The organism is Roseateles sp. UC29_93 (assembly GCF_042695725.1).
Classification (GTDB): Bacteria; Pseudomonadota; Gammaproteobacteria; order Burkholderiales; family Burkholderiaceae_C; genus Roseateles; species Roseateles noduli_A.
The window spans coordinates 5,812,501-5,832,784 of record NZ_CP170545.1; the positions used below are offsets into that span (position 1 = coordinate 5,812,501).

Here is a 20,284-nt window from a genome sequence, read left to right on the forward strand (position 1 = left end):
GTAGGGCCCGTTTGTTGCTGATCGGTATCGGGATCGAACGGGATTTCCCCCAGTGGGGGGAGGCGCGCCCGAGGCCGCGCGCCAAGGCTGAAACCACCCTCGCGCGCGTGATAGCCTCGCGCCCCATGTCTCAAGAGCCCACCGTCGACGACGCCCCCGCGCGCGCCTCGCTGCCCGAGGTGCTGCTGCTCGCCAGCGTCTTCGTCATCGCCGCCTGCGGGCTGGTCTACGAACTCGCGGCCGGCGCGCTCGCGAGCTACCTGCTCGGCGACTCCGTCCTGCAGTTCTCGACCATCATCGGCGCCTACCTCTTCGCGATGGGCGTCGGGTCCTGGCTGTCGCGCTACATCGACCGCCAACTGGTCGCGCACTTCCTGCGGCTGGAGCTGCTCGTCGGCGTCATCGGCGGGCTGATGCCCGCGGCGCTCTTCACCGCGCACAGCCTGCTGCCGCCGTCGCAGGTCGCCGCCTTCCGCGTGCTGCTGTACGGGCTGGTGCTGCTCGTGGGCATGCTGGTCGGCCTGGAGATCCCGCTGGTGATGCGCATCCTCAAGCGTCATTTCCGCCAGCGCTACGCGCTCAAGGAACTGGTGTCGCAGGTGCTGACCTTCGACTACCTCGGCGCGCTGCTGGTCGCCGTGGCCTTTCCGCTGCTGCTGGTGCCCCACCTCGGGCTGGTGCGCACGGGGCTGTTCTTCGGGCTGCTGAACGTCGCGGTCGCGGTGTGGGCGCTGTGGCTGTTCCGCGCGGAGCTGCGCGGCTGGCGCTCGCACGCGCTGACCTGCGCGGTGGCGATCGGCCTGCTCGCCGCGGCGATGGCGGGCGCCGACCGGCTCAGCACCTGGGCCGAGGACCGCTTCTACGGCGAGCAGATCGTGTTCAAGGAAAGCAGCAACTACCAGCGCATCGTCGTCACGCAGGGCGCGGCGGGCACGCGGCTGTTCCTGAACGGCAACCTGCAGTTCCACTCGCGCGACGAGTACCGCTATCACGAGGCCCTCGTGCACCCCGCGATGGCCGCGCAGGGCGCGCCACGCAAGGTGCTGGTGCTGGGCGGCGGCGACGGCATGGCGGTGCGCGAGATCCTGCGCTATCCGTCCGTCGAGCAGGTCACGCTGGTCGAGCTCGACCCGCACATGACGACGCTGTTCTCGACGATGCCGCTGCTCAAGGACCTGAACAAGGACGCGCTGCTGAGCCCGAAGCTGCACATCGTCAACGCGGACGCCTTCAGCTGGCTGGAGACGACCGACGAGATCTTCGACGTCATCGTCATCGACTTCCCCGATCCGAGCAATTTCGCGCTCGGCAAGCTGTACACGGCCAGCCTCTACAAGATGGTCGACCAGCATCTGAGCGCGTCGGGGTACGCGGTGATCCAGTCGACCTCGCCGCTGGTGGCGCCGCGCGCGTTCTGGACCGTCGTCAACACGGTGGAGTCGGTCGGCCTCACCGCGACGCCGTACCACGCCCACGTGCCGAGCTTCGGCGAATGGGGCTTCGTGCTGGCGAGCCGGCGTCCGTGGTCGATGCCGAGAAAGCTGCCGGACGGGCTGCGCTTCCTGAGCATCGACGGCATCCCGGCGCTGATGAGCTTCCCGCCGGACATGGCGCGGCCGGAACACCTCGAAGTGAACCGCCTGTCCAACCAGGTGCTGGTCCACGAGTTCGAGCGCGAATGGGGCAAGTTGCATTGAAGCGGCGTGACCTGCTGACGCGCACGCTGGCGGCCTCGCTGGCCACATCGCTGGTGCCGATGCTGTCGGCTTGCGGGCGCGATGCGCGGCCGCTCGCCGATCGGCTGGCCGAGCGCCTCGTGGAACTGCCCGGCGGCTGGACCGGCGCGAACTGGGAGCGCGGCCATCGGCTGCGCGGCGCCCGGCCCGTCTGGTCGGCGGCCACGGGCGCGCCCCAGCGCGCGCAGGTGCTGGTGCTCGGCGCGGGGATCGCGGGACTGGCCTGCGCGCGCCGTCTGCGACTGCAAGGCGTCGATGTCGCGCTGCTCGATCTGGAGGATGCCCCCGGGGGCAACAGCCGCGGGCATCGCATCGGCGCAGGCCCGGCGCTCGGCGAAGGGCTGCGCTGCCCGCTCGGCGCGCACTACCTGCCCACGCCGGGGCCGGAGGCCGTCGAGGTGCGCGCGCTGCTGGAGGACCTCGGCCTCGCCCGCCAGGAACATGGCCGCACCGTCTACGAGGAACGCTGGCTCTGCCACAGCCCACAGGAGCGGCTCTGGTGGCACGACCAATGGGTCGACGGGCTGCTGCCGCCGGCCGAGTCGCCGGAGGTGCAGGCGCAGTACCGCCGCTTCGGCGAGCTGGTCGACCGGGCGCGGCATGAGGTCGGCTTCGCCATGCCGAGCACCCATCGCGCATGGACGCCGGCGCACCAGGCGCTCGACGCGAAGACCTTCGCCGCGTGGCTCGACGAGCACCAACTGACCGCCGCGCCGCTGCGCTGGTACCTCGACTACTGCTGCCGCGACGACTACGGCGCCGATGCGACGCAGGTGTCCGCGTGGGCGGGGCTGCACTACTTCGGCAGCCGCCACGGCTTCATGAGCGGCGAGGAACGCGAGGCCGTGCTGACCTGGCCGCAAGGCAATGGCTGGTTGTCCGAGCGCCTGGCCGCGCCGCTGGCGGAGACCTTCCACGGCGGACGCACGGCGCTGCGCGTGCGCGAGGAGCGCCATGGCGTGCAGGTGCTCGTCTGGAACGACAAGGACCAGGTGGCGGAGCAGTGGGCCGCCGATCAGGTCGTGATGGCGATGCCACTGTTCATCGCGGCGCGGCTGCCGGAGCAGCCTCCGTCAGCGCTCATCGAGGCCGCGAACGGCATGCGCTACGCGCCGTGGCTGGTGACGAACCTGCTGCTCGACGCGCCGCCGCTGGAGCGGCTCGGCGCGCCGATGTCCTGGGACAACGTCGCCTACGGTGGCGAGGCCCTGGGCTACGTCAACGCGAACCAGCAGGACCTTGATCCGAGCCGTGGTCCGATGGTGCTGACCGCCTACCGCTCGCTGCGCGAGTCACAGCGCAAGGACCTGCTGCAGGACGACTGGCGCGCGTGGGCGGCGCGCGTGCTCGCGGACATGGCGCCGATGCACCCGGACCTGCCGGAGCGGCTGCAGCGCATCGAGTTGATGCGCTACGGACACGCGATGAGCATTCCGCATCCGGGGCTGCGCGGGTCACAGGCGCTGACCGCGCTGCGCGAGCGCCCGCAAGGGCGGCTTCATTTCGCGCATGCGGATCTGGCGGGGTACTCGGTGTTCGAGGAGGCGTTCACGCAAGGTGAGGTGGTGGCGGCGCGCTTGACGCGCCGACCTCCTCGCTAGAAGCGCGGTGCGTGATGCAGCGCTTGCAGAATTTCAGCAAACCCTTTTTCGTCCAAGGATCCCTCCGCAACGCAAACCATAGCCTCTTCAAGTTGAAGACACCTCTGCAGGTCGATTCCCTCCCTGCCCAGATAGGTCAACGCAGCGACGAGGCCGGTCCTCTTGTTTCCGTCATTGAAGACATGCCCCCGAGCGACTGCCACCGCATACATGGCTGCAATCTCTCAAAGACATCTCCGATCTCTCCGTACTGAAGCCGGTGGCTGACGCGTGCCAGCGCACCGTCCAGAGAACCGACATCGCGGTCACCTGGCAAGCCACCCTCATTCAACAGGATGGACTCATGAAAGTCGCGGACCTCTTGCTCGCTGAGCATGACGTCATCGCTTGGCAAGGGCGCGAAGAACGTCCCGATGCACTTCCATGACCTTCTTCGCCGCAGCCATCGTCTCCGGATCGATACCCTCCCGCGGCGTCATGTGCTTGGCGGGATGCATGATCCGTTCCTTCAATGCCGGAATGCCGATCCGCTTCCTGATCGCTTCATCCATCGTCGTCACTCCTGATGTCGTTGATGAGGGTCAGATCTTGCGTGAGGCCTCCTCGAGCGTCCATGACTCGGATCAGTAAGAATTGGCCTCAAGGAGCCCGCATGCCTCACGACCTCGACCAAGCCATCCTGCTCGCCCCTGCCGGCGGCCACCGCTTCGCCGGTGCGACGAATCCGGCCTACGCCAACATGGTCGGTCCGTTCGGCGGCACGACCGGTGCGGCGATGCTCAACGCCGCGTTGCTGCATTCGGAGCGCATCGGCGAGCCGATCGCGCTGACGATCAACTTCTGCAGCCCGCTGGCCGACGGCGCCTTCGAGGTCGAAGCCCGACCCGCCCGCACGAACCGGTCGACCCAGCATTGGGTGCTCGAGCTCACGCAGAACGGCGAGGTGGCCGCCACCGGCAGCGCCGTCTTCGCGCAGCGTCGGGAGACCTGGTCCGCGAAGGAGGCCGAACTGCCGGCGGGCATCCCGCCCGCAGCGGAACTGAAGCCGCTGCCGAAGGTCGGTTTCCTGCCCGCCTGGGTCTCGCGCTACGACATGCGCTTCCTGCCCGGCTTCGGTCCGGGGCCGTTCGACGGCCAGGAGCAGCCGCATTCGATCAGCCGCTACTGGGTCCGCGACGAGCCCGCGCGCCCGATGGACTTCCCGTCCCTCGCCGCGATCTGCGACAGCTTCTTCCCGCGCATCTTCGTCCGCCGCCGCAAGCCCGGCGCGATCGGCACCGTCACGCTGACGACCTACTTCCATGCGGACTCGGTCATGCTCGCGCAGCAGGGCGACCGGCATGTGCTCGCGATGGCGAAGGCGCTCAACTTCCGCAACGGCTACTTCGACCAGACCGCCGAAGTCTGGAGCGACGACGGCCACATGCTGGCCAGCACGCACCAGATGGTGTATTTCAAGGAGTGAGGCGGCACTCGCCGCTGCGGCGATCAACGGCCACGTTCATCCGCCGCCTGACCTTGAACGGCGGCCGAGCCCGTCCGCCGGATCGGTCACCGATTCAACCGCCCGTGACTGGCGGGAAGAACGCCACTTCCGCGCCGTCGTCGACGGGCGTGTCCTCGGGCAGGATCTGCTGGTTCAGCGCGCAACGGATCGCGCGTCCGCGCGCCAGCGCCTCCGCGTGCGCCGCGTCGCTGGCGATCAGCGCATCGCGGATAGAGCCCAGCGTCGCGCCGGCGTGGTGAGGGAAGCGTTCGTCTGTCCCCAGGGCCTCGCGCAGCGAGGCGAAGTAGCGCACGGTGATCGTCATCTCGGGTCGATTCGTCAGAACAGACGTCAGAACAGCTCGTTGAACGGAATGAAGCGCAAGACCTGACCCGGCGCCACCGTGCTGCCCGGCGGCAGGTCGATCAGGCCGTCGGCCCACGCCGCCGAACTCATCACGCCCGAACTCTGGTTGCCGAACAGCTGCAGCCCGCCCACGTCGCTCAGCTTCGCGCGCAGGAACTCCCGGCGCTTGTCGGCCTTCGTCCAGGTGAACTCCGCCCGCAGCGGCAAGGCGCGCGGCGTCAATTGCGTCGCGCCCTGCATCCGCAGCAGCACCGGCCGCACGAACAGGAGGAAGGTCACGAAGCTCGACACCGGGTTGCCCGGCAGTCCGATGAACCAGGTGCGCCCGCCGGTGCTGGTCACCTCGCCGAACGCCAGCGGCTTGCCGGGCTTGATCGCGATCTGCCACAGGTCCAGGCGGCCTTCGCGCTCGAGCGCGGGCTTCAGGTGGTCTTCCTCGCCGACGGACACGCCGCCGGAGCTGAGGATCAGGTCCGCATCCTTCGACGCCTCGCGCAAGGCCGCGCGGGTCGCCTCAAGCGAGTCGGGCACGATGCCCAGGTCGCGCACCTCGCACCCCATCGCCAGCAGCAGCGCGTGCAGCGTCGTGCGGTTGGAGTTGTAGATCTGGCCGGGGCCTAGCGGCTGACCCGGCAGCACCAGCTCGTCACCGGTCGAGAACAGCGCGACGCGGGGGCGCGCCGCCACCGTCAGCGCCGCCGCGCCGGCCGTCGCGGCCAAGCCCAGCGAGGCCGCATTCAGGCGCATGCCGGCGCTCAGCACCGGTTGACGGACGCGCAGGTCTTCGCCTCGACGGCGGATGTGCAGGCCCACCGTCAGCGGCCCGTTGATGCGCACCTGACCGAGACCGCCCGACGCGCCCGTGGCATCGGCGATCGCCTCGCACTGCTCCTGCATCAGCACGGAGTCGGCGCCCTCGGGCACGGTCGCGCCGGTGAAGATCCGCGCCGCCGTGCCGGGCTGCAGCGGCTGCGGCACCGATCCCGCCGCCACGCGCTGCGACACCGGCAATACCGCGCCCTCGCCGCCCAGCGCCGCGACGTCGGCCGCGCGCATCGCGTAGCCGTCCATCGCGCTGTTGTCGTAGGGCGGCACGTCCAGCGGCGAGACCAGGTCCTGCGCCAGCACACGACCGCGCGCCAGCGGCGTCGTCACCGACTCGGTCCGCCCCAGCGACGTGACCTGCGAGAGCAGGCGCTCCAGCGCCTCCTCCATCGGCATCATCGGCGCGCGCGGTGTGGCAGCGGCGCCCGGGACGTTCTTCGCGTCAGACATGGTCGACGATGAACTGCTTGACCTGTTCCACCGAGACCGGCATCACGCTGACGCGCTTCGGACGCGTCTCGAGATCGTCGAGCGCGGCCGGGCGCGGCGGCACGATGCCGAGCGCTTCCTCGATGGTGACGGCGAACTTGGCCGGCAGCGCCGTTTCCAGCACCAGCATCGGCACGCCCGGCTCGCGCTTCGCGAGCGCGACCTTCAAGCCATCCGCCGTGTGCGTGTCGATGACGACGCCGTACTGCTGATGGCACAGACGGATCGTCGCCACGCGATCCTCATGCGTGCTGCGCCCCGAGACGAAACCGTAGCATTCGCTGATGCGGGCGCGCTCCTCGGCGGTGATCTCGAAAAAGCCCTTCGAGGCCAGTTCCTCGCCGAACAGCCGCTTCACGCGCGAGGCGTCGCGGTCCAGCAGATCGAACACGAAACGCTCGAAGTTGCTCGCCTTGGAGATGTCCATCGACGGGCTGGAGGTCTCCAGCGTGTGCTCGGCGCCGCGCGGGCGATAGACGCCGGTGCGGAAGAACTCGTCGAGCACGTCGTTCTCGTTGGTCGCCACGACCAGGCGCTCGATCGGCAGGCCCATCCTGCGCGCCACGTGGCCCGCGCAGACATTGCCGAAGTTGCCCGACGGCACGGTGAAGCTCACGCGTTCGCCGTCGGTCTTCGTCGCCTGGAAGTACGCGGCGAAGTAGTAGACGACCTGCGCCAGCAGCCGCGCCCAGTTGATCGAGTTGACGGTGCCGATGCGGTGGCCGCGCTTGAAGTCGAGGTCGTTGGACACCGCCTTGACGATGTCCTGGCAGTCGTCGAACACGCCTTGCACGGCGATGTTGTGGATGTTGGGGTCCTGCAGGCTGAACATCTGCGCCTGCTGGAACGGGCTCATGCGGCCGTGCGGGCTCAGCATGAAGACCTGGATGCCGGCCTTGCCGCGCATCGCGTACTCGGCGGCGCTGCCGGTGTCGCCGGAAGTCGCGCCGAGGATGTTCAGCGTCTCGCCGCGGCGCTGGAGCTCGTACTCGAACAGCTGGCCGAGCAGCTGCATCGCCATGTCCTTGAACGCCAGCGTCGGGCCGTTGGACAGCGCGACCAGCGCCAGACCCGGCTCCAGCGGCTTCAGCGGCGTGATCTGCGGCGTGCCGAAGACGGCTTCGGTGTAGGTCCGGTGCGCGATCGCCTTCAGGTCGGCGGCAGGGATGTCGTCGATGTAGAGCGACAGGATCTCGAACGCCAGGTCGGCGTACGACAGGCCGCGCCAGCGGCCGAGCGTGGCGGTATCGATCTGCGGATACGCGACCGGCAGATACAGCCCGCCGTCGGGCGCCAGGCCCTCCAGCAGGATGTCGCAGAAGTGGCGCTCGGCCTTGTCGCCGCGGGTGCTGAGGTATTTCACGCCAGCTCTTCCTTGCGCAGCTTCACGATCGGCGCCAGCACGGTCTGCAGCGCCTGCATCTTCGCCAGCGCCTCGCTCATGCGGCCTTCCTGCGTGTCGTGCGTCAGGATGATCAGGTCGGTCTGGCTCTCGCCTTCGGCCGACTCGCGCTGCAGCACCGCGTCGATGCTGATCTCGTGCTCGGCCAGGATGGTCGTGATGCGCGACAGCACGCCCGCCTGGTCCGCCACCCGCAGCCGCAGGTAGAACGCCGTCTGCACCTGCGCCATCGGCAGGATCGGCGTGTTGTTCATCGCGTCCGGCTGGAAGGCCAGGTGCGGCACGCGGTGGTCCGGATCGGCCGTCGCCAGACGCGTGATGTCGACCAGGTCGGCGATCACCGCCGAGGCCGTCGGCTCCGCGCCCGCGCCCTTGCCGTAGTACAGCGTCGTGCCGACTGCGTCGGCCTGCACCAGCACCGCGTTCATCGCGCCTTCGACATTGGCGATCAGCCGGCCCGACGGGATCAGCGTCGGATGCACGCGCAGCTCGATGCCGTTGTCTCTTCTGCGGGCGATGCCCAGCAGCTTGATGCGGTAGCCGAGTTGCTCCGCGTACTTGATGTCGGTCGCCTGCAGCGCCGTGATGCCCTCGACATGCGCCTGATCGAACTGCACCGGGATCCCGAACGCGATCGCGCTCATGATCGTCGCCTTGTGCGCGGCGTCCACGCCCTCGATGTCGAAGGTCGGATCGGCCTCGGCGTAACCCAGCCGCTGCGCTTCCTTCAGCACCGTCGCGAAGTCCAGCCCCTTGGAGCGCATCTCCGACAGGATGAAGTTGGTCGTGCCGTTGATGATCCCGGCGATCCACTCGATGCGGTTGGCCGTCAGGCCCTCGCGCAGTGCCTTGATGATCGGGATGCCGCCGGCCACCGCCGCCTCGAAGGCGACCATCACGCCCTGCTCGCGCGCCGCGGCGAAGATCTCGCTGCCGTGCACCGCCAGCAGCGCCTTGTTGGCCGTCACCACATGCTTGCCGGCCTTGATCGCGTCCAGCACCAGCGTGCGCGCGATGCCGTAGCCGCCGATGAGCTCGACGACGATGTCGATCTCCGGGTTCGCGATCACGTCGCGCGCGTCGGCCACCACCGGGCAGGCGTCGCCGACGATGCTGCGGGCGCGCTCGACGTCCAGGTCGGCCACCATCGCGATCTCGATGCCGCGGCCGGCGCGGCCGCGGATCTCCGCCTGGTTGCGGCGCAACACCTGGAATGTGCCGCTGCCCACGGTGCCAATGCCCAGCAGGCCAACTTTGATCGGGTTCATCGTCTTGTCTTTCAGAAGGTCGGGAGGTCAGCGTGCGTGGCGTTTGCGGTATTGCGCCAGGAATCGCTCGATGCGGCCGATGGCTTCACGGAGATCGTCCGTGTTGGGCAGGAACACGAGCCGGAAATGATCGGGAGCTTTCCAGTTGAAGCCCGTCCCCTGGACGATCAGCACCTTCTTCTTCGGCCAGCAGTTCGTAGGCGAACTGCTGGTCGTCCTCGATCGGATAGATCTTGGGGTCGAGGCGGGGGAACATGTACAGCGCGGCCTTGGGCTTGACGACGCTCACGCCCGGGATCTGCGTCAGCAGCTCGTACGCGAGGTCGCGCTGGTGGCACAGCCGGCCGGTCGGCGCGACCAGGTCCTTGATGCTCTGGTAGCCGCCCAGCGCCGTCTGGATCGCGAGCTGGCCCGGCGTGTTGGCGCACAGGCGCAGCGAGGCCAGCATGTTCAGGCCCTCGATGTAGTCGCGGGCATGGCGCTTCTCGCCCGACACCACCATCCAGCCGGCGCGGTAGCCGCAGCTGCGGTAGTTCTTGGACAGGCCATTGAAGGTCACGAACAGCACGTCGTCGGCCAGGCTGGCCATGCTGGTGTGGGTGTTGCCGTCGTAGAGCGTCTTGTCGTAGATCTCGTCGGCGAAGACGATCAGCTCGTGGCGCCGCGCGATCTCGATGATGCCCAGCAGCACGTCGTCCGGGTACAGCGCGCCGGTCGGGTTGTTGGGGTTGCAGACCATGATGCCGCGGGTGCGCGGCGTGATCTTCGATTCGATGTCCTGCAGGTCCGGCAGCCAGCCGGTGCCCTCGTCGCACAGGTAGTGCACCGGGCGCCCGCCCGACAGGCCGACCACCGCCGTGTAGAGGGGGAAATCGGGCGACGGGATCAGGATCTCGTCGCCGTCGTTGACCAGCGCGTTGATCGCCATCTGGATCAGCTCGGACGCGCCGTTGCCCAGGTAGACGTCGTCCACCGACACGCCGCGGATGCCCTTCTCCTGCGTGTAGTGCACCACCGCCTTGCGCGGCGCGAACAGCCCCTTGCTGTCGGTGTAGCCGCCGGCGTCGGCCAGGTTGCGGATCATGTCCTGGACGATCTCGTCCGGCGGCGTCAGCCCGAACACCGCCGTGTTGCCGATGTTGAGCTTGATGATCTTCTGCCCCTCTTCCTCCATCTGCCGCGCCTTGTCCAGCACAGGCCCGCGGATGTCGTAACTGACGCTGGAAAGCTTGCTGGACTTGGCGACGGTTCTCAAGATGACTCCGGGCGAGGTAAGGTTCCGCAAGGGGAACACACAGGGGAAAATCGGGGCCATCGATTTAAACACAGGGTTATCGCGGGTAATCCCACGCCCGCGGGGAGACACCCTCCGTCGCTGCCAGAATCACCCTCAATGAAATTTCAACCCGACCAGCCGCTCGGCGGCAACATGATTTCGGCCCACGACCTGAACCACGTGTGGGTCAACGGCGTCGAGCAGGCCCACAGCGTGCTGGTGCCATGGCAAGGGCAGCCGGAGAACTGGGATGTCACCCGCTTCGAGGACCTCACCGAGGCGCACTTCGAGCGCATCCTGGCACTCAAGCCGGAGCTGGTGATCTTCGGCAGCGGATCGAAGCTGCGCTTCGCCAGGCCCGCGCTGTACCGGGGCCTGATCCAGGCCCGCATCGGCATGGAAACCATGGACATCGGCGCCGCCTGCCGCACGTACAACGTGCTGGCCAGCGAGGGCCGCGCGGTGCTGGCGGCCCTGCTGATCGAGCCATGAGCCCGGCGTGATCGCGTCCTGATCGCGTCCTGAACGCCCGCCCCGGCCCCCGCGAACCCTGCCGCCGCCGCGGCTTGCCTCCCTCTCTCTGGGAGGCTGCCTACTCGTCCATGTCAGAGGGGGCGAGGAACGACCCATTCAACGTATAATCGCTGGCTATGCCCACCCGGGCACATCTCTCTGAAGAACGCCACATGACGCCAGCGCTCAACAAACCCCTCCCGGACATTGAAGCTCTTGCCACGGGAGGCGTGAAGTTCACTCCCAAGGAATTCCTGGGTCGGGTCGTGGTGCTGTACTTCTATCCGAAGGACAACACCCCGGGCTGCACGACCGAAGCGATGCAGTTCCGCGATCACCACAAGGAATTCGTCAAGGCCGGCGCCGTCGTGCTGGGAGTTTCCCGCGACAACATGGCCTCGCACGACAAGTTCAAGCAGAACCTGGAACTGCCGTTCGAACTGATCGCCGACACCGAAGAGAAACTCTGCCACATGTTCGGCGTGGTGAAGAACAAGATCATGTACGGCAAGAAGGTCAAGGGCATCGAACGCTCGACCTTCCTGATCGACGCCCAGGGCATCCTGCGCGAAGAGTGGCGCGGCCTGAAGGTCGCCGGCCACGTCGAGGAAGTCCTGAAGGCCGTCAAGGCCCTCAAGAAGGAAGCCGCCTGATCGTCTGCGCGGCCCGCGCCAGGACGTCCTGAGGGCCGCGGAACTTCGCATCGGACCATCGAATCCGATCGCCGACACCTCGGGTTTGCGCTGAGCCGCGCACGGCGGCGTCTGACAGCAACGCCGCCATGCGTCCGTCACGGGCGGACGCCGCGAGTTGTGCATAATCAGCCGCATGCCCCTGTGCCTGATCGCAGCGAATGAATTCCCAAGGACGAGCCGCACCGCCCCCGGTGCGGCTTTTTGTCTTCTGGGATCCGCGTGCGAGTTCGAGGCCCCCGATGCCGCCGATACCTCCGGCATCGCCACCGCCCGTCAGGCCCGGGGCATGACCCCTGGTCCGCATCGACCCAGGCTCATCACGCAAGCCCGTCACCCCCGCACATGCCACTGCCCAAGCCTCCGACCAAGCGCGCCAGCCGCCTAGATTCCGACGCCTTCGCGACCGACCTGTCGCCCAGCAAACGGCTCCCCCAGAACGAGGCCAGACCGTCCGCCCCCCTCGCCGCCCCGATCGCGGCGACCCGGCACGAGCCCGAGGCCAGCCATTCCGCCGCCGCTCCCGCACAGCCGTCCGCGGCCAGCGCGCGTGCGCGCACGGAGCCCGTCGAAGCCCGCGGCGGCAATTCGCCGTCGCTGGCGCTGGTGTCGCCGGCCCCGTCCAGGGCCCCCGCGAAGAAAACCGCCCCGACCCGCGCCAAGGCGCGCAAGCCGGCCGGTGACCCCAAGCTGTTCGTGCTCGACACCAATGTGCTGATGCATGACCCGATGTCGTTGTTCCGCTTCGAGGAACATGACATCTACCTGCCGATGATCACGCTCGAGGAGCTGGACGGCCACAAGAAGGGCATGACCGAGGTCGCCCGCAACGTGCGCCAGGTCAGCCGCGACCTGGACGCGCTGGCCACCAGCCTCAAGTCGAGCACGATCGAGGAAATGTCCAAGGGCCTGCCGCTGGACCAGACCGGTCATCGCGAGGCCGGCGGCAAGCTGTTCTTCCAGACGACCCTGTTCGAGGCCCCGCTGCCGCAAGGCCTGCCGCAGGGCAAGGCCGACAACCAGATCCTGGGCGTCGTCCAGGCGCTGAAGCAGCAGCAGCCCGGCCGGGAGGTGGTGCTGGTGTCCAAGGACATCAACATGCGCATCAAGGCCCGCGCGCTGGGCCTGCCGGCGGAGGACTACCGCAACGACAAGACGCTGGAAGACTCCGACCTGCTCTACACCGGCGTGCAGGCACTGCCGGCGGACTTCTGGGAGCGCCACGGCAAGACGATGGAGAGCTGGCAGCAAGGCGGCACCACGTTCTACCGGATCAGCGGCCCGCTGGTGCCGACGCTGCTGGTGAACCAGCTCATCTACCTGGAAGCGCCGGGCGCCGCGCCACTCTATGCCAAGGTGCAGGAGATCACCGGCAAGACCGCGGTGCTGCGCACGCTGAAGGACTTCGGCCACCAGAAGCATTCGGTCTGGGGCGTCACCGCGCGCAACCGCGAACAGAACTTCGCGCTGAACCTGCTGATGGATCCGGACTGCGACTTCGTCACCCTGACCGGCTCGGCCGGCACGGGCAAGACGCTGATGACGCTGGCCGCGGGTCTGTCGCAGGTGCTGGACGAGCGCCGCTACACCGAGATCATCGTCACCCGCGTCACGGTCCCGGTCGGCGAGGACATCGGTTTCCTGCCCGGCACGGAAGAGGAAAAGATGGGCCCGTGGATGGGCGCGCTCGACGACAACCTGGAAGTGCTGGGACGTGGCGACAGCGCCGCCGGGGAATGGGGTCGCGCGGCCACCAACGACCTGGTGCGCAGCAAGATCAAGATCAAGAGCCTGAACTTCATGCGCGGGCGCACCTTCCTGAACAAGTACGTGATCATCGACGAGGCGCAGAACCTGACGCCCAAGCAGATGAAGACGCTGATCACGCGCGCGGGTCCGGGCACGAAGATCGTCTGCCTGGGCAACCTGGCGCAGATCGACACGCCCTACCTGACCGAGGGCAGCTCCGGCCTGACCTTCGCGGTCGACAAGTTCAAGGGCTGGGCGCACAGCGGGCACGTCACGCTGGCGCGCGGCGAGCGCTCGCGGCTCGCGGACTTCGCCTCCGAGGTGCTCTGAGCGGCGGGCCTGCCGGCCCTTCCCGCTCCCGCCAAGCCACCCTTCGGGGTGGCTTTTTCATTCCCGCGTCGACCCCGCTTTCGGGCGAGCGCGCCCTACTCTTCGGGGGTCAGTTTCGACTGGACGGTTTCCTCGGCGGCACCTTCGTCGCGGCGCAGCTGGTAGAAGATGAACGCCGCCAGCGCAGCCATGGCGCCGAGCGCAAGATAGGTGCCGTGGAAGGCGGGAACGATCGCGGCGCCCTCGGTGCGCGGCAGCCCGTGCGAGAACAGCAGCAGGAAGGCACTCGAGGTCGCCACGCCCAGGCTCATCGACAACTGCATCACCACGGCCAGCAGGCTGTTGCCGGGACTCGCGGTGCGTTCGTCGAGATCGCCCAGCGTCAGCGTGTTCATCGCGGTGAACTGCATGCTGTTGACCATCCCGAACAGCCCGAGGTGGATCGCCAGCCAGACATGCCCGACGCCGCGCGGGATCAGCGCGAAGCTCGCGATCAGCACGCCCAGCAGCAGCGTGTTGACGATCAGCACGCGGCGGTAGCCGGCACGCTTGATCAGGCGGATCGCCAGCGTCTTGGTGAACATCGCGCCGAGCACCGACGGGATCATCGACAGGCCCGCTTCGCTGGGCGAGAAGCCCAGCCCCACCTGCAGGAACAGCGGCGTCAGGAACGGCGTCGCGCCGCTGCCCAGCCGCGCGAAGACGTTGCCCAGCAGCCCGATGCGGAAGGTCGGCACGGCGAAGAGCGCGGGCGTAAAAGAGCGGCTCCTCCGTGCGCGTCGCATGCAGCCAGTAGGCCATCATGCAGGCCACGCCGGCGATCAGCATCACGAAGCACACGGCGACGCTGACCATGTGCTCGCCGAAGCCCTGCAGCGCCAGCGACATCAGCATCAGCCCCACGCTGAACAGCCCGTAGCCGCCCCAGTCGAAGCGCTTGCCGATGGGGCCCTTGATCTCCGGCATGAAGCGGCGGCAGGCGAAGGCGCCGGCCAGCCCGACCGGCAGGTTGATCAGGAAGATCCAGTGCCAGCTGACGAACTCCACCAGCACGCCGCCCAGCGTCGGCCCGAGCAGCGGTCCGACCAGCCCTGGCAGGCTGATGAAGGTCATCACCGCGAGGAACTCGGCCTTCGGGAAGGCCCGAAGCACGACCAGCCGTCCGACGGGCACGAGCAGCGCACCACCGACGCCCTGCACCACCCGCGACGCGACCAGCACGTGCAGGCTGGGCGACACCGCGCAGGCCAGCGAACCCAGGCTGAACAGCCCGATCGCCCACAGGAAAACGGTCCGCGTCCCGAAGCGGTCCGCCAGCCACCCCGACGCGGGGATCAGCAAGGCCACCGTCAGCAGGTAGGCGACGACGGCGGACTGCATCCGCAGCGGGTCTTCGCCGAGGTCGCGCGCCATGCCCGGCAGCGCGGTGTTGAGGATGGTCGTGTCCAGCGTCTGCATGAAGAACGCCAGCGCGACGACCCATGGCAGCCAGCGGCGGGTGGCGTCATCGAGGATCGGGCGACCGAGCACGTCGAGCGGCGTCGTCGAGGAGGAAGGCATGGGCGGCATCCGGCAAGTATCGGACCCCGGCGGCGTAGGATGTGCGCTTGTCGCGGCGCGCGGACGCGCCCCGGACCTCGCTGCCCAGGACCCATGCGCTTCTACGTTTCCGATCTCGACGGGACCCTGCTCGATCCGCAGGCCCGCCTCTCCGCCGCCACCCGCGCGGGCCTCACCGAACTGCTGGCCGAGGGCCTGGCCTTCACCGTCGCCAGCGCGCGGCACGTGGTGTCGATCGCCCGCATCCTCGAAGGGCTGCCCATCTCATTGCCGGTGGTGTCGTCCAACGGCGCCTACATCAGCGACCTGCGCACCGGCCGGCATGAGCTGGTCAACGCGATGGAGCCGGCGCTCGGCCAGGCCATCTTCGCGCTGGTGCGGCGGCACGGCCTGATGCCCTTCATCGCGACGCACGGCGCCAAGGGCGACCAGCTCTTCTGGCAGGAAGTGCAGAACGAAGGCCAGCAGCGCTTCGTCACCGAGCGTCAGCGCAACGCCGATCCGCGGCTGCGCCACGTCGACCGCCTGCAGGACCAGTTGGACGATCCGCTGGTCACGCTGCTGGTGGTCGGCCGCGCGGAGCCGCTGGAAGCGTTGCAGGCCGAGATCCTGAGCACCTGCGGCGATCTCGTCACGACGCACCTGGCCGAGGACCTCTACATGCCGGGTTGGCCCTGGCTCAACGTGCACGACCGCCGGGCCAGCAAGGACCAGGCGATCGCGACGCTGGCGCAGCGCTACGCGTTGCATGAGCGCGAACTCGTCGTCTTCGGCGACCAGGTCAACGACCTGACGATGCTGAAGGCGGCGCATCACGCCGTCGCGATGGCCAACGCCAGCGACGACGTGAAGCAGGCGGCGCACCGCATCATCGGCTTCCACCATGAGGACGCCGTGGTGCAGTTCATCCGCGACGACTGGCGGACCTACTTGCGCAAGTAGTCGTAGAACGCGTTGGCATTGGCATCGCGACCGAGGAAGTCGCGCACCAGTTCCGGCGCCGGTTTCTCCGCGCCGCGCGACAGCACCGCGTCACGATAACGGCGGCCCACGGCGGCATCGAGCTTGTCGGCCGCGAACGGCGTGCGCAGGTCCATCGCGACGACCAGGCTCCACAGGTAGCCGTAGTAGCCCGCGCCGTAGCTGCCCGCGATGTGCGCGAAGCGCGACGGGAACATCGTGCCCGCCACGTGGCCAAGCGGCGTGTCGCCTTCCATCCTGGCCCACAGCGCCAGCGGATCCTGGATCTCCGCGCCGTGCAGCGCGAGGTCATAACTCGCATACAGATGCTGGCGGCCGAACTTCGTGCCCTTGGCGAAGTCGCGCGCCTCGCGGGCCTTGCCGACGAGTTCGTCGGGCACCGGCTTGCAGGTCGGGCAGACCTCGGCCATCAGCTTGAGCACGCGCGGGTCGTAGACCCAGTCCTCGAGCATCTGCGACGGCGCCTCGACGAAGTCGTGCATCACCGCCCATTGCCCCAGCGACACGTCGCGCGTGTGGGCGAGGTTGTTGTGGACCGCGTGGCCGAGCTCGTGCAGCAGCGTCTCCAGCTCGTCGAGCGACAGCCCGCCGCGATCGAGGTTGACGACCAGCGCCGCCGCAGGATGGCGCCCCAGGCGCGTGCTGCTGGAGCGCAGCGGCCAGACCGCCGCGTGGTTGTACTTGCCGTCGCGCGGGAAGGGATCGACGTAGAGCGTGCCGAGCGCCTTGCCCGTGGCCGTGTCGCTGACGACGTAGGCCTTGACGTCGGGATGCCAGAGGCCGGGCAGCTTCACCGCGGTGTGCGTCACGCCGAGCAGCCGGTCGACGACGCGCAGCGTGAAGGCGAGGCTTTCGGCGGGCGGGAAGTACGGGCGGAAGGCTTCCTGGTCGACGGTGAAGCGCTGCTTGCGGATGCGCTCCGCGTAGTAGACGCCGTCCCATTGCGTCACGGTGGTGGACTCGACCGCGGTCCCGAGATGCGCGGCCTTCGCGCGCCGGAGCTCCTCCAGATCGGCGCGCTCGCCCTGCTGGACGGTGCCCTTGACCTCGCCGAGGAATCGCGTCGCCGTGGCCCCGTCCTTGGCCATCTGGCGACGCAGGTTGAAGTCGACGTAGTTGTCGTAGCCGAACAGCCCGGCGTACTCCTTGCGCAGCGTGATGATCTCGGTGAGCAGCTTGAGGTTGCCCTCGCCGCCCTCGTTGGTCTTGGCGCGCCAGATGCGCTCGCGCGCGGCGCCGCTCTCGGCGGTCTGCATCAGCGCGGTGTAGGTCGGGTTGTCGACGCCGAGCAGATAACGCCCCTGGTCGTCGCGCGGCTTGTCCTTCCAGACGCCGTCGGGCACGCCGCGCAGTTCCTCGGCGGTGAACGCGACGCGGATGTTGGCGTCGCGGATCGCCTTCGAGAACTGCTGGTCGAGCGCGGAGAGCCGGTCCAGGATCTGCTTGGCGCGCGAGCGCTTGTCCTTCGACAGGCCGACGCCGCTGTCCTCGAACAGCCCCAGCGCGTTGCGCTTGAGTTCGCGGTCGATCGCGTCTGCGGCGGGCGCGGTCTTCAGGCCGCGATAGATCTTCTCGTTCTGCGTCAGCGCGGTCTGGAAGTCGGTCCAGCGCAGCGCGCAATCCTGGGCGGCGTCGCGCACGGCCTTGTCGGCATGCACGTTCTGAACGAATTCGATCGGGAACCGCGCATCCTCGTGATGCGCGATCACCAGGTCGTAGGCGGCGAGCCAGCCCTTGTCGACCTTGCGCCTGGCCAACTGGGCGACCTCGCGGTTCAGCGCCTTCAGACCGGCATCACAGGCCCGGTCCACGGCCTTGCCGTCGACGAAGCTGGGAAACGCCGGCGTGGGCAGCGCGGGCGCCCGAGCCTCGGATTGAGCGAACGCCGGCGCGGACACGATCGCGCAGGCCGCCAGGATCAACGCATGCGTCGAGGCCATCGGAAACTCTCCAGGAATCGGAATGGCGGGGATTCTCGTCCCCGCCCTCACCCATCCCGAAAGTCGTGCCCGCATCCTGGGGCAGAGGAAACCCGACCCCGCGCTCGCTCCATCACGCCAACAGATCGCGGATCTGCTGCAGCGCGGCCGGATCGTCGAGGGTGATCAGGTCGCCGGGGTCGCGATGCTCGCAGACAGCCTGGATCGCGCGCCGCAGCAGCTTGCCCGAGCGCGTCTTGGGCAGCAGCGCCACGAAGCGCACCCGCGACGGCCGCGCCACTGCACCCAGGCGCTGGTCGACGCGCTTCAGGATCTCGCCTTCGAGTGCCAGCGCGTCCTGCGGCGTCGCGGCGCGCGCCGGGTCCTTCAGCACCGCGAAGGCCATCGCGACCTGACCCTTGAGCGCATCGGCCACGCCAACCACGGCGACCTCCGCCACCGCGGGATGGCCGGCGATGCATTCCTCGATCTCGCGCGTGCCGAGCCGATGACCGGCGACGTTGATCACGTCGTCGCTGCGTCCGAGGATGAAGTAGTAGCCGTCCTCGTCGCGCAGGGCCCAGTCGAAGGTCGAGTACACCTGCCGGCCCGGCACGCTCTCCCAGTAGGTGCGGATGAAGCGTTCGTCGTCGCGCCAGACGGTCTGCATGCAGCCGGGCGGCAGTGGATACGCGATCGTGAGCAGGCCCTTCTGGTTCGGCGCCTCCAGCACGTCGCCGGTGCGCTCGTCGAGGAGCTGGACGCGGTAGCCGAACATCGCCACGCCCGGCGAACCGAACTTCGGCTCGGCAGGCTCGACGCCGCGCGCCAGCGTCAGGATCGGCCAGCCGGTCTCGGTCTGCCAGTAGTTGTCGACGATCGGTTTGCCGATGGCATCGGCGATCCAGCGCGCCGTCGGTTCATCGAGCGGCTCGCCGGCGAGGAACAGCGCGCGCAGCGACGACAGGTCGTGCCGCGTCAGGCAGGCGGGGTCCTGCTTCTTGAGCACCCGCACCGCGGTCGGCGCGCTGAACATCACCGTGACACGGTGCCGCTCGACGAGCTTCCACCAGATCGCCGCATCGGGGCTCACCGGCGTGCCCTCGTACATCAGCGTGGCCATGCCCGCGATCAGCGGGCCGTAGACGATGTAGCTGTGGCCGACGACCCAGCCGATGTCGCTGGTGGAGAAGAAGGTCTCGCCCGGATGCCCGTCGTAGATGTGCGTCATGCTCGCGGCCAGCGCGACGGCGTAGCCGCCGACGTCGCGCTGCACGCCCTTCGGCCTGCCGGTCGTGCCGCTGGTGTAGAGCGTGTAGCTGATGGCATCGGAGGGCAGCCATTCGCAGGGCACGCGCGTGCCGACCAGTCGCCCACGTTGCTCCGCGTAGTCGAGGTCGCGGCCGTCGACGCGCTCGAACGCGCTGAGCCCGCGATCGACCATCAGCACCTTCGCCGGCTTGTGCGCCGCCAGACGGATCGCCTCATCGAGCAGCGGCTTGTAGGGCACGATCTTGCCGTTGCGACTGCCCGCATCCGCGCTGACGATCAGTACCGGCTCGGCATCGTCGATGCGGTTGGCCAGGGCGTGGCTCGCGAAGCCGCCGAACACCACCGAGTGGATCGCGCCGATCCGCGCGCAGGCGAGCATCGCGAAGGCGGCCTCGGGAATCATCGGCAGATAGATGAGCACGCGATCGCCGATGCCCACCCCCTGCTCGCGCAGCATCGCGGCCATGGCCTCGACCTCGTCCTTGAGCGCGGCGAAGCTGAAGACGCGTTCCTGGTCGACCTCGCTCGACACCCAGATCAGCGCCGCGTCGTCCGGCCGCGCGGCCGCGTGGCGGTCGACCGCGTTGTGGCACAGGTTGGTCCGCCCGCCGACGAACCAGCGCGCGAACGGCGGCCGGCTCGTGTCGCAGACCTGATCGAACGGGCGCTCCCAGTCGATCAACGCCGCCTGCCCGGTCCAGAAGCCGTCCGGGTCGTCGATCGAACGCCGGTACATCGCCGCGTAGCTGTCGGTCATCGGGGTCTCCTTGGATGTTGGTATTGAATGCGCGAATTCCGCACGGATCCTCGCATCGGCAG

15 protein-coding genes and 2 pseudogenes are annotated in these 20,284 nt (G+C 68.5%); 7 read left to right on the forward strand and 10 right to left on the reverse strand.

Features of this window, described 5'->3' with window-relative positions; genetic code table 11:
- The first annotated feature begins 125 nt into the window (after window positions 1-125).
- Both ACFJIX_RS26955 and ACFJIX_RS26960 read left to right on the forward strand, forming a co-directional pair.
- Window positions 126-1,697: a polyamine aminopropyltransferase gene (locus tag ACFJIX_RS26955; protein WP_377155710.1), complete on the forward strand. Its 1,572-nt coding sequence runs from the start codon at window positions 126-128 to the stop codon at window positions 1,695-1,697.
- A complete protein-coding gene (locus ACFJIX_RS26960; protein WP_377155712.1) occupies window positions 1,679-3,337 on the forward strand; it encodes a flavin monoamine oxidase family protein in 1,659 nt (552 codons plus the stop codon). The genes ACFJIX_RS26955 and ACFJIX_RS26960 overlap by 19 nt, the downstream gene beginning before the upstream one ends.
- On the opposite strand, the gene ACFJIX_RS26965 is transcribed toward ACFJIX_RS26960, so the two are convergent.
- Both ACFJIX_RS26965 and ACFJIX_RS26970 read right to left on the reverse strand, forming a co-directional pair.
- The gene (locus ACFJIX_RS26965; RefSeq protein ID WP_377155714.1) at window positions 3,334-3,549 is read right to left on the reverse strand and encodes a Fic family protein; all 216 of its coding nucleotides are present in this window, start codon (window positions 3,547-3,549) and stop codon (window positions 3,334-3,336) included. The genes ACFJIX_RS26960 and ACFJIX_RS26965 overlap by 4 nt on opposite strands.
- Before the next feature lie 168 nt (window positions 3,550-3,717).
- Window positions 3,718-3,888, reverse strand: coding sequence for a hypothetical protein (locus ACFJIX_RS26970; RefSeq protein ID WP_377155716.1), 171 nt, complete (start codon window positions 3,886-3,888; stop codon window positions 3,718-3,720).
- 101 nt (window positions 3,889-3,989) lie between these two features.
- Here ACFJIX_RS26970 and ACFJIX_RS26975 point away from each other — a divergent pair, with 101 nt between their 5' ends.
- Window positions 3,990-4,802: an acyl-CoA thioesterase gene (locus tag ACFJIX_RS26975; RefSeq protein WP_377155717.1), complete on the forward strand. Its 813-nt coding sequence runs from the start codon at window positions 3,990-3,992 to the stop codon at window positions 4,800-4,802.
- 94 nt (window positions 4,803-4,896) lie between these two features.
- Here the strand turns inward: ACFJIX_RS26975 and ACFJIX_RS26980 are convergent, their stop codons facing one another.
- The 5 genes and pseudogenes from ACFJIX_RS26980 to ACFJIX_RS27000 form a co-directional block, all read right to left on the reverse strand.
- Window positions 4,897-5,148: a MoaD/ThiS family protein gene (locus tag ACFJIX_RS26980; protein WP_297524171.1), complete on the reverse strand. Its 252-nt coding sequence runs from the start codon at window positions 5,146-5,148 to the stop codon at window positions 4,897-4,899.
- 26 nt (window positions 5,149-5,174) lie between these two features.
- Window positions 5,175-6,464 (reverse strand): gephyrin-like molybdotransferase Glp, encoded by a 1,290-nt coding sequence (gene glp / locus ACFJIX_RS26985; RefSeq protein ID WP_377155719.1) that lies wholly within the window; start codon window positions 6,462-6,464, stop codon window positions 5,175-5,177.
- Complete coding sequence (gene thrC / locus ACFJIX_RS26990) at window positions 6,457-7,866, reverse strand: threonine synthase (protein ID WP_377155721.1); 1,410 nt, start codon at window positions 7,864-7,866, stop codon at window positions 6,457-6,459. The genes glp and thrC overlap by 8 nt, the downstream gene beginning before the upstream one ends.
- Entirely contained in the window at window positions 7,863-9,173 is a 1,311-nt protein-coding gene (locus ACFJIX_RS26995; protein WP_377155725.1) for a homoserine dehydrogenase, read from the reverse strand. The genes thrC and ACFJIX_RS26995 overlap by 4 nt, the downstream gene beginning before the upstream one ends.
- A 27-nt stretch (window positions 9,174-9,200) precedes the next feature.
- Window positions 9,201-10,428 (reverse strand): annotated as a pseudogene (locus ACFJIX_RS27000) (pyridoxal phosphate-dependent aminotransferase).
- Window positions 10,429-10,566: 138 nt separating this feature from the next.
- On the opposite strand from ACFJIX_RS27000, the gene ACFJIX_RS27005 reads away from it, so the two are divergent.
- From ACFJIX_RS27005 to ACFJIX_RS27015, 3 genes are all read left to right on the forward strand, one after another.
- Window positions 10,567-10,941 carry an Mth938-like domain-containing protein gene (locus ACFJIX_RS27005; RefSeq protein ID WP_377155726.1) on the forward strand — a complete coding sequence of 125 codons (375 nt, stop codon included), beginning with the start codon at window positions 10,567-10,569 and terminating at the stop codon, window positions 10,939-10,941.
- 194 nt (window positions 10,942-11,135) lie between these two features.
- Entirely contained in the window at window positions 11,136-11,615 is a 480-nt protein-coding gene (locus tag ACFJIX_RS27010) for a peroxiredoxin (protein ID WP_067270239.1), read from the forward strand.
- A 384-nt stretch (window positions 11,616-11,999) separates the two neighbouring features.
- Entirely contained in the window at window positions 12,000-13,733 is a 1,734-nt protein-coding gene (locus tag ACFJIX_RS27015; protein WP_377155728.1) for a PhoH family protein, read from the forward strand.
- Window positions 13,734-13,828: 95 nt separating this feature from the next.
- Here the strand turns inward: ACFJIX_RS27015 and mdtD are convergent.
- Window positions 13,829-15,293 (reverse strand): annotated as a pseudogene (gene mdtD / locus ACFJIX_RS27020) (multidrug transporter subunit MdtD).
- A 93-nt stretch (window positions 15,294-15,386) separates the two neighbouring features.
- Here mdtD and ACFJIX_RS27025 point away from each other — a divergent pair.
- Complete coding sequence (locus ACFJIX_RS27025) at window positions 15,387-16,235, forward strand: HAD family hydrolase (protein WP_377155730.1); 849 nt, start codon at window positions 15,387-15,389, stop codon at window positions 16,233-16,235.
- Here the strand turns inward: ACFJIX_RS27025 and ACFJIX_RS27030 are convergent.
- Together ACFJIX_RS27030 and ACFJIX_RS27035 are read right to left on the reverse strand one after the other, a co-directional pair.
- A complete protein-coding gene (locus ACFJIX_RS27030) occupies window positions 16,220-18,214 on the reverse strand; it encodes a M3 family metallopeptidase (protein ID WP_377155731.1) in 1,995 nt (664 codons plus the stop codon). The two genes, ACFJIX_RS27025 and ACFJIX_RS27030, sit on opposite strands and share 16 nt — an antisense overlap.
- 112 nt (window positions 18,215-18,326) lie before the next feature.
- On the reverse strand, window positions 18,327-20,222 hold the full coding sequence (locus tag ACFJIX_RS27035) for a propionate--CoA ligase (protein WP_377155732.1): 1,896 nt from the start codon (window positions 20,220-20,222) through the stop codon (window positions 18,327-18,329).
- Between the last annotated feature and the right edge of the window lie 62 nt (window positions 20,223-20,284).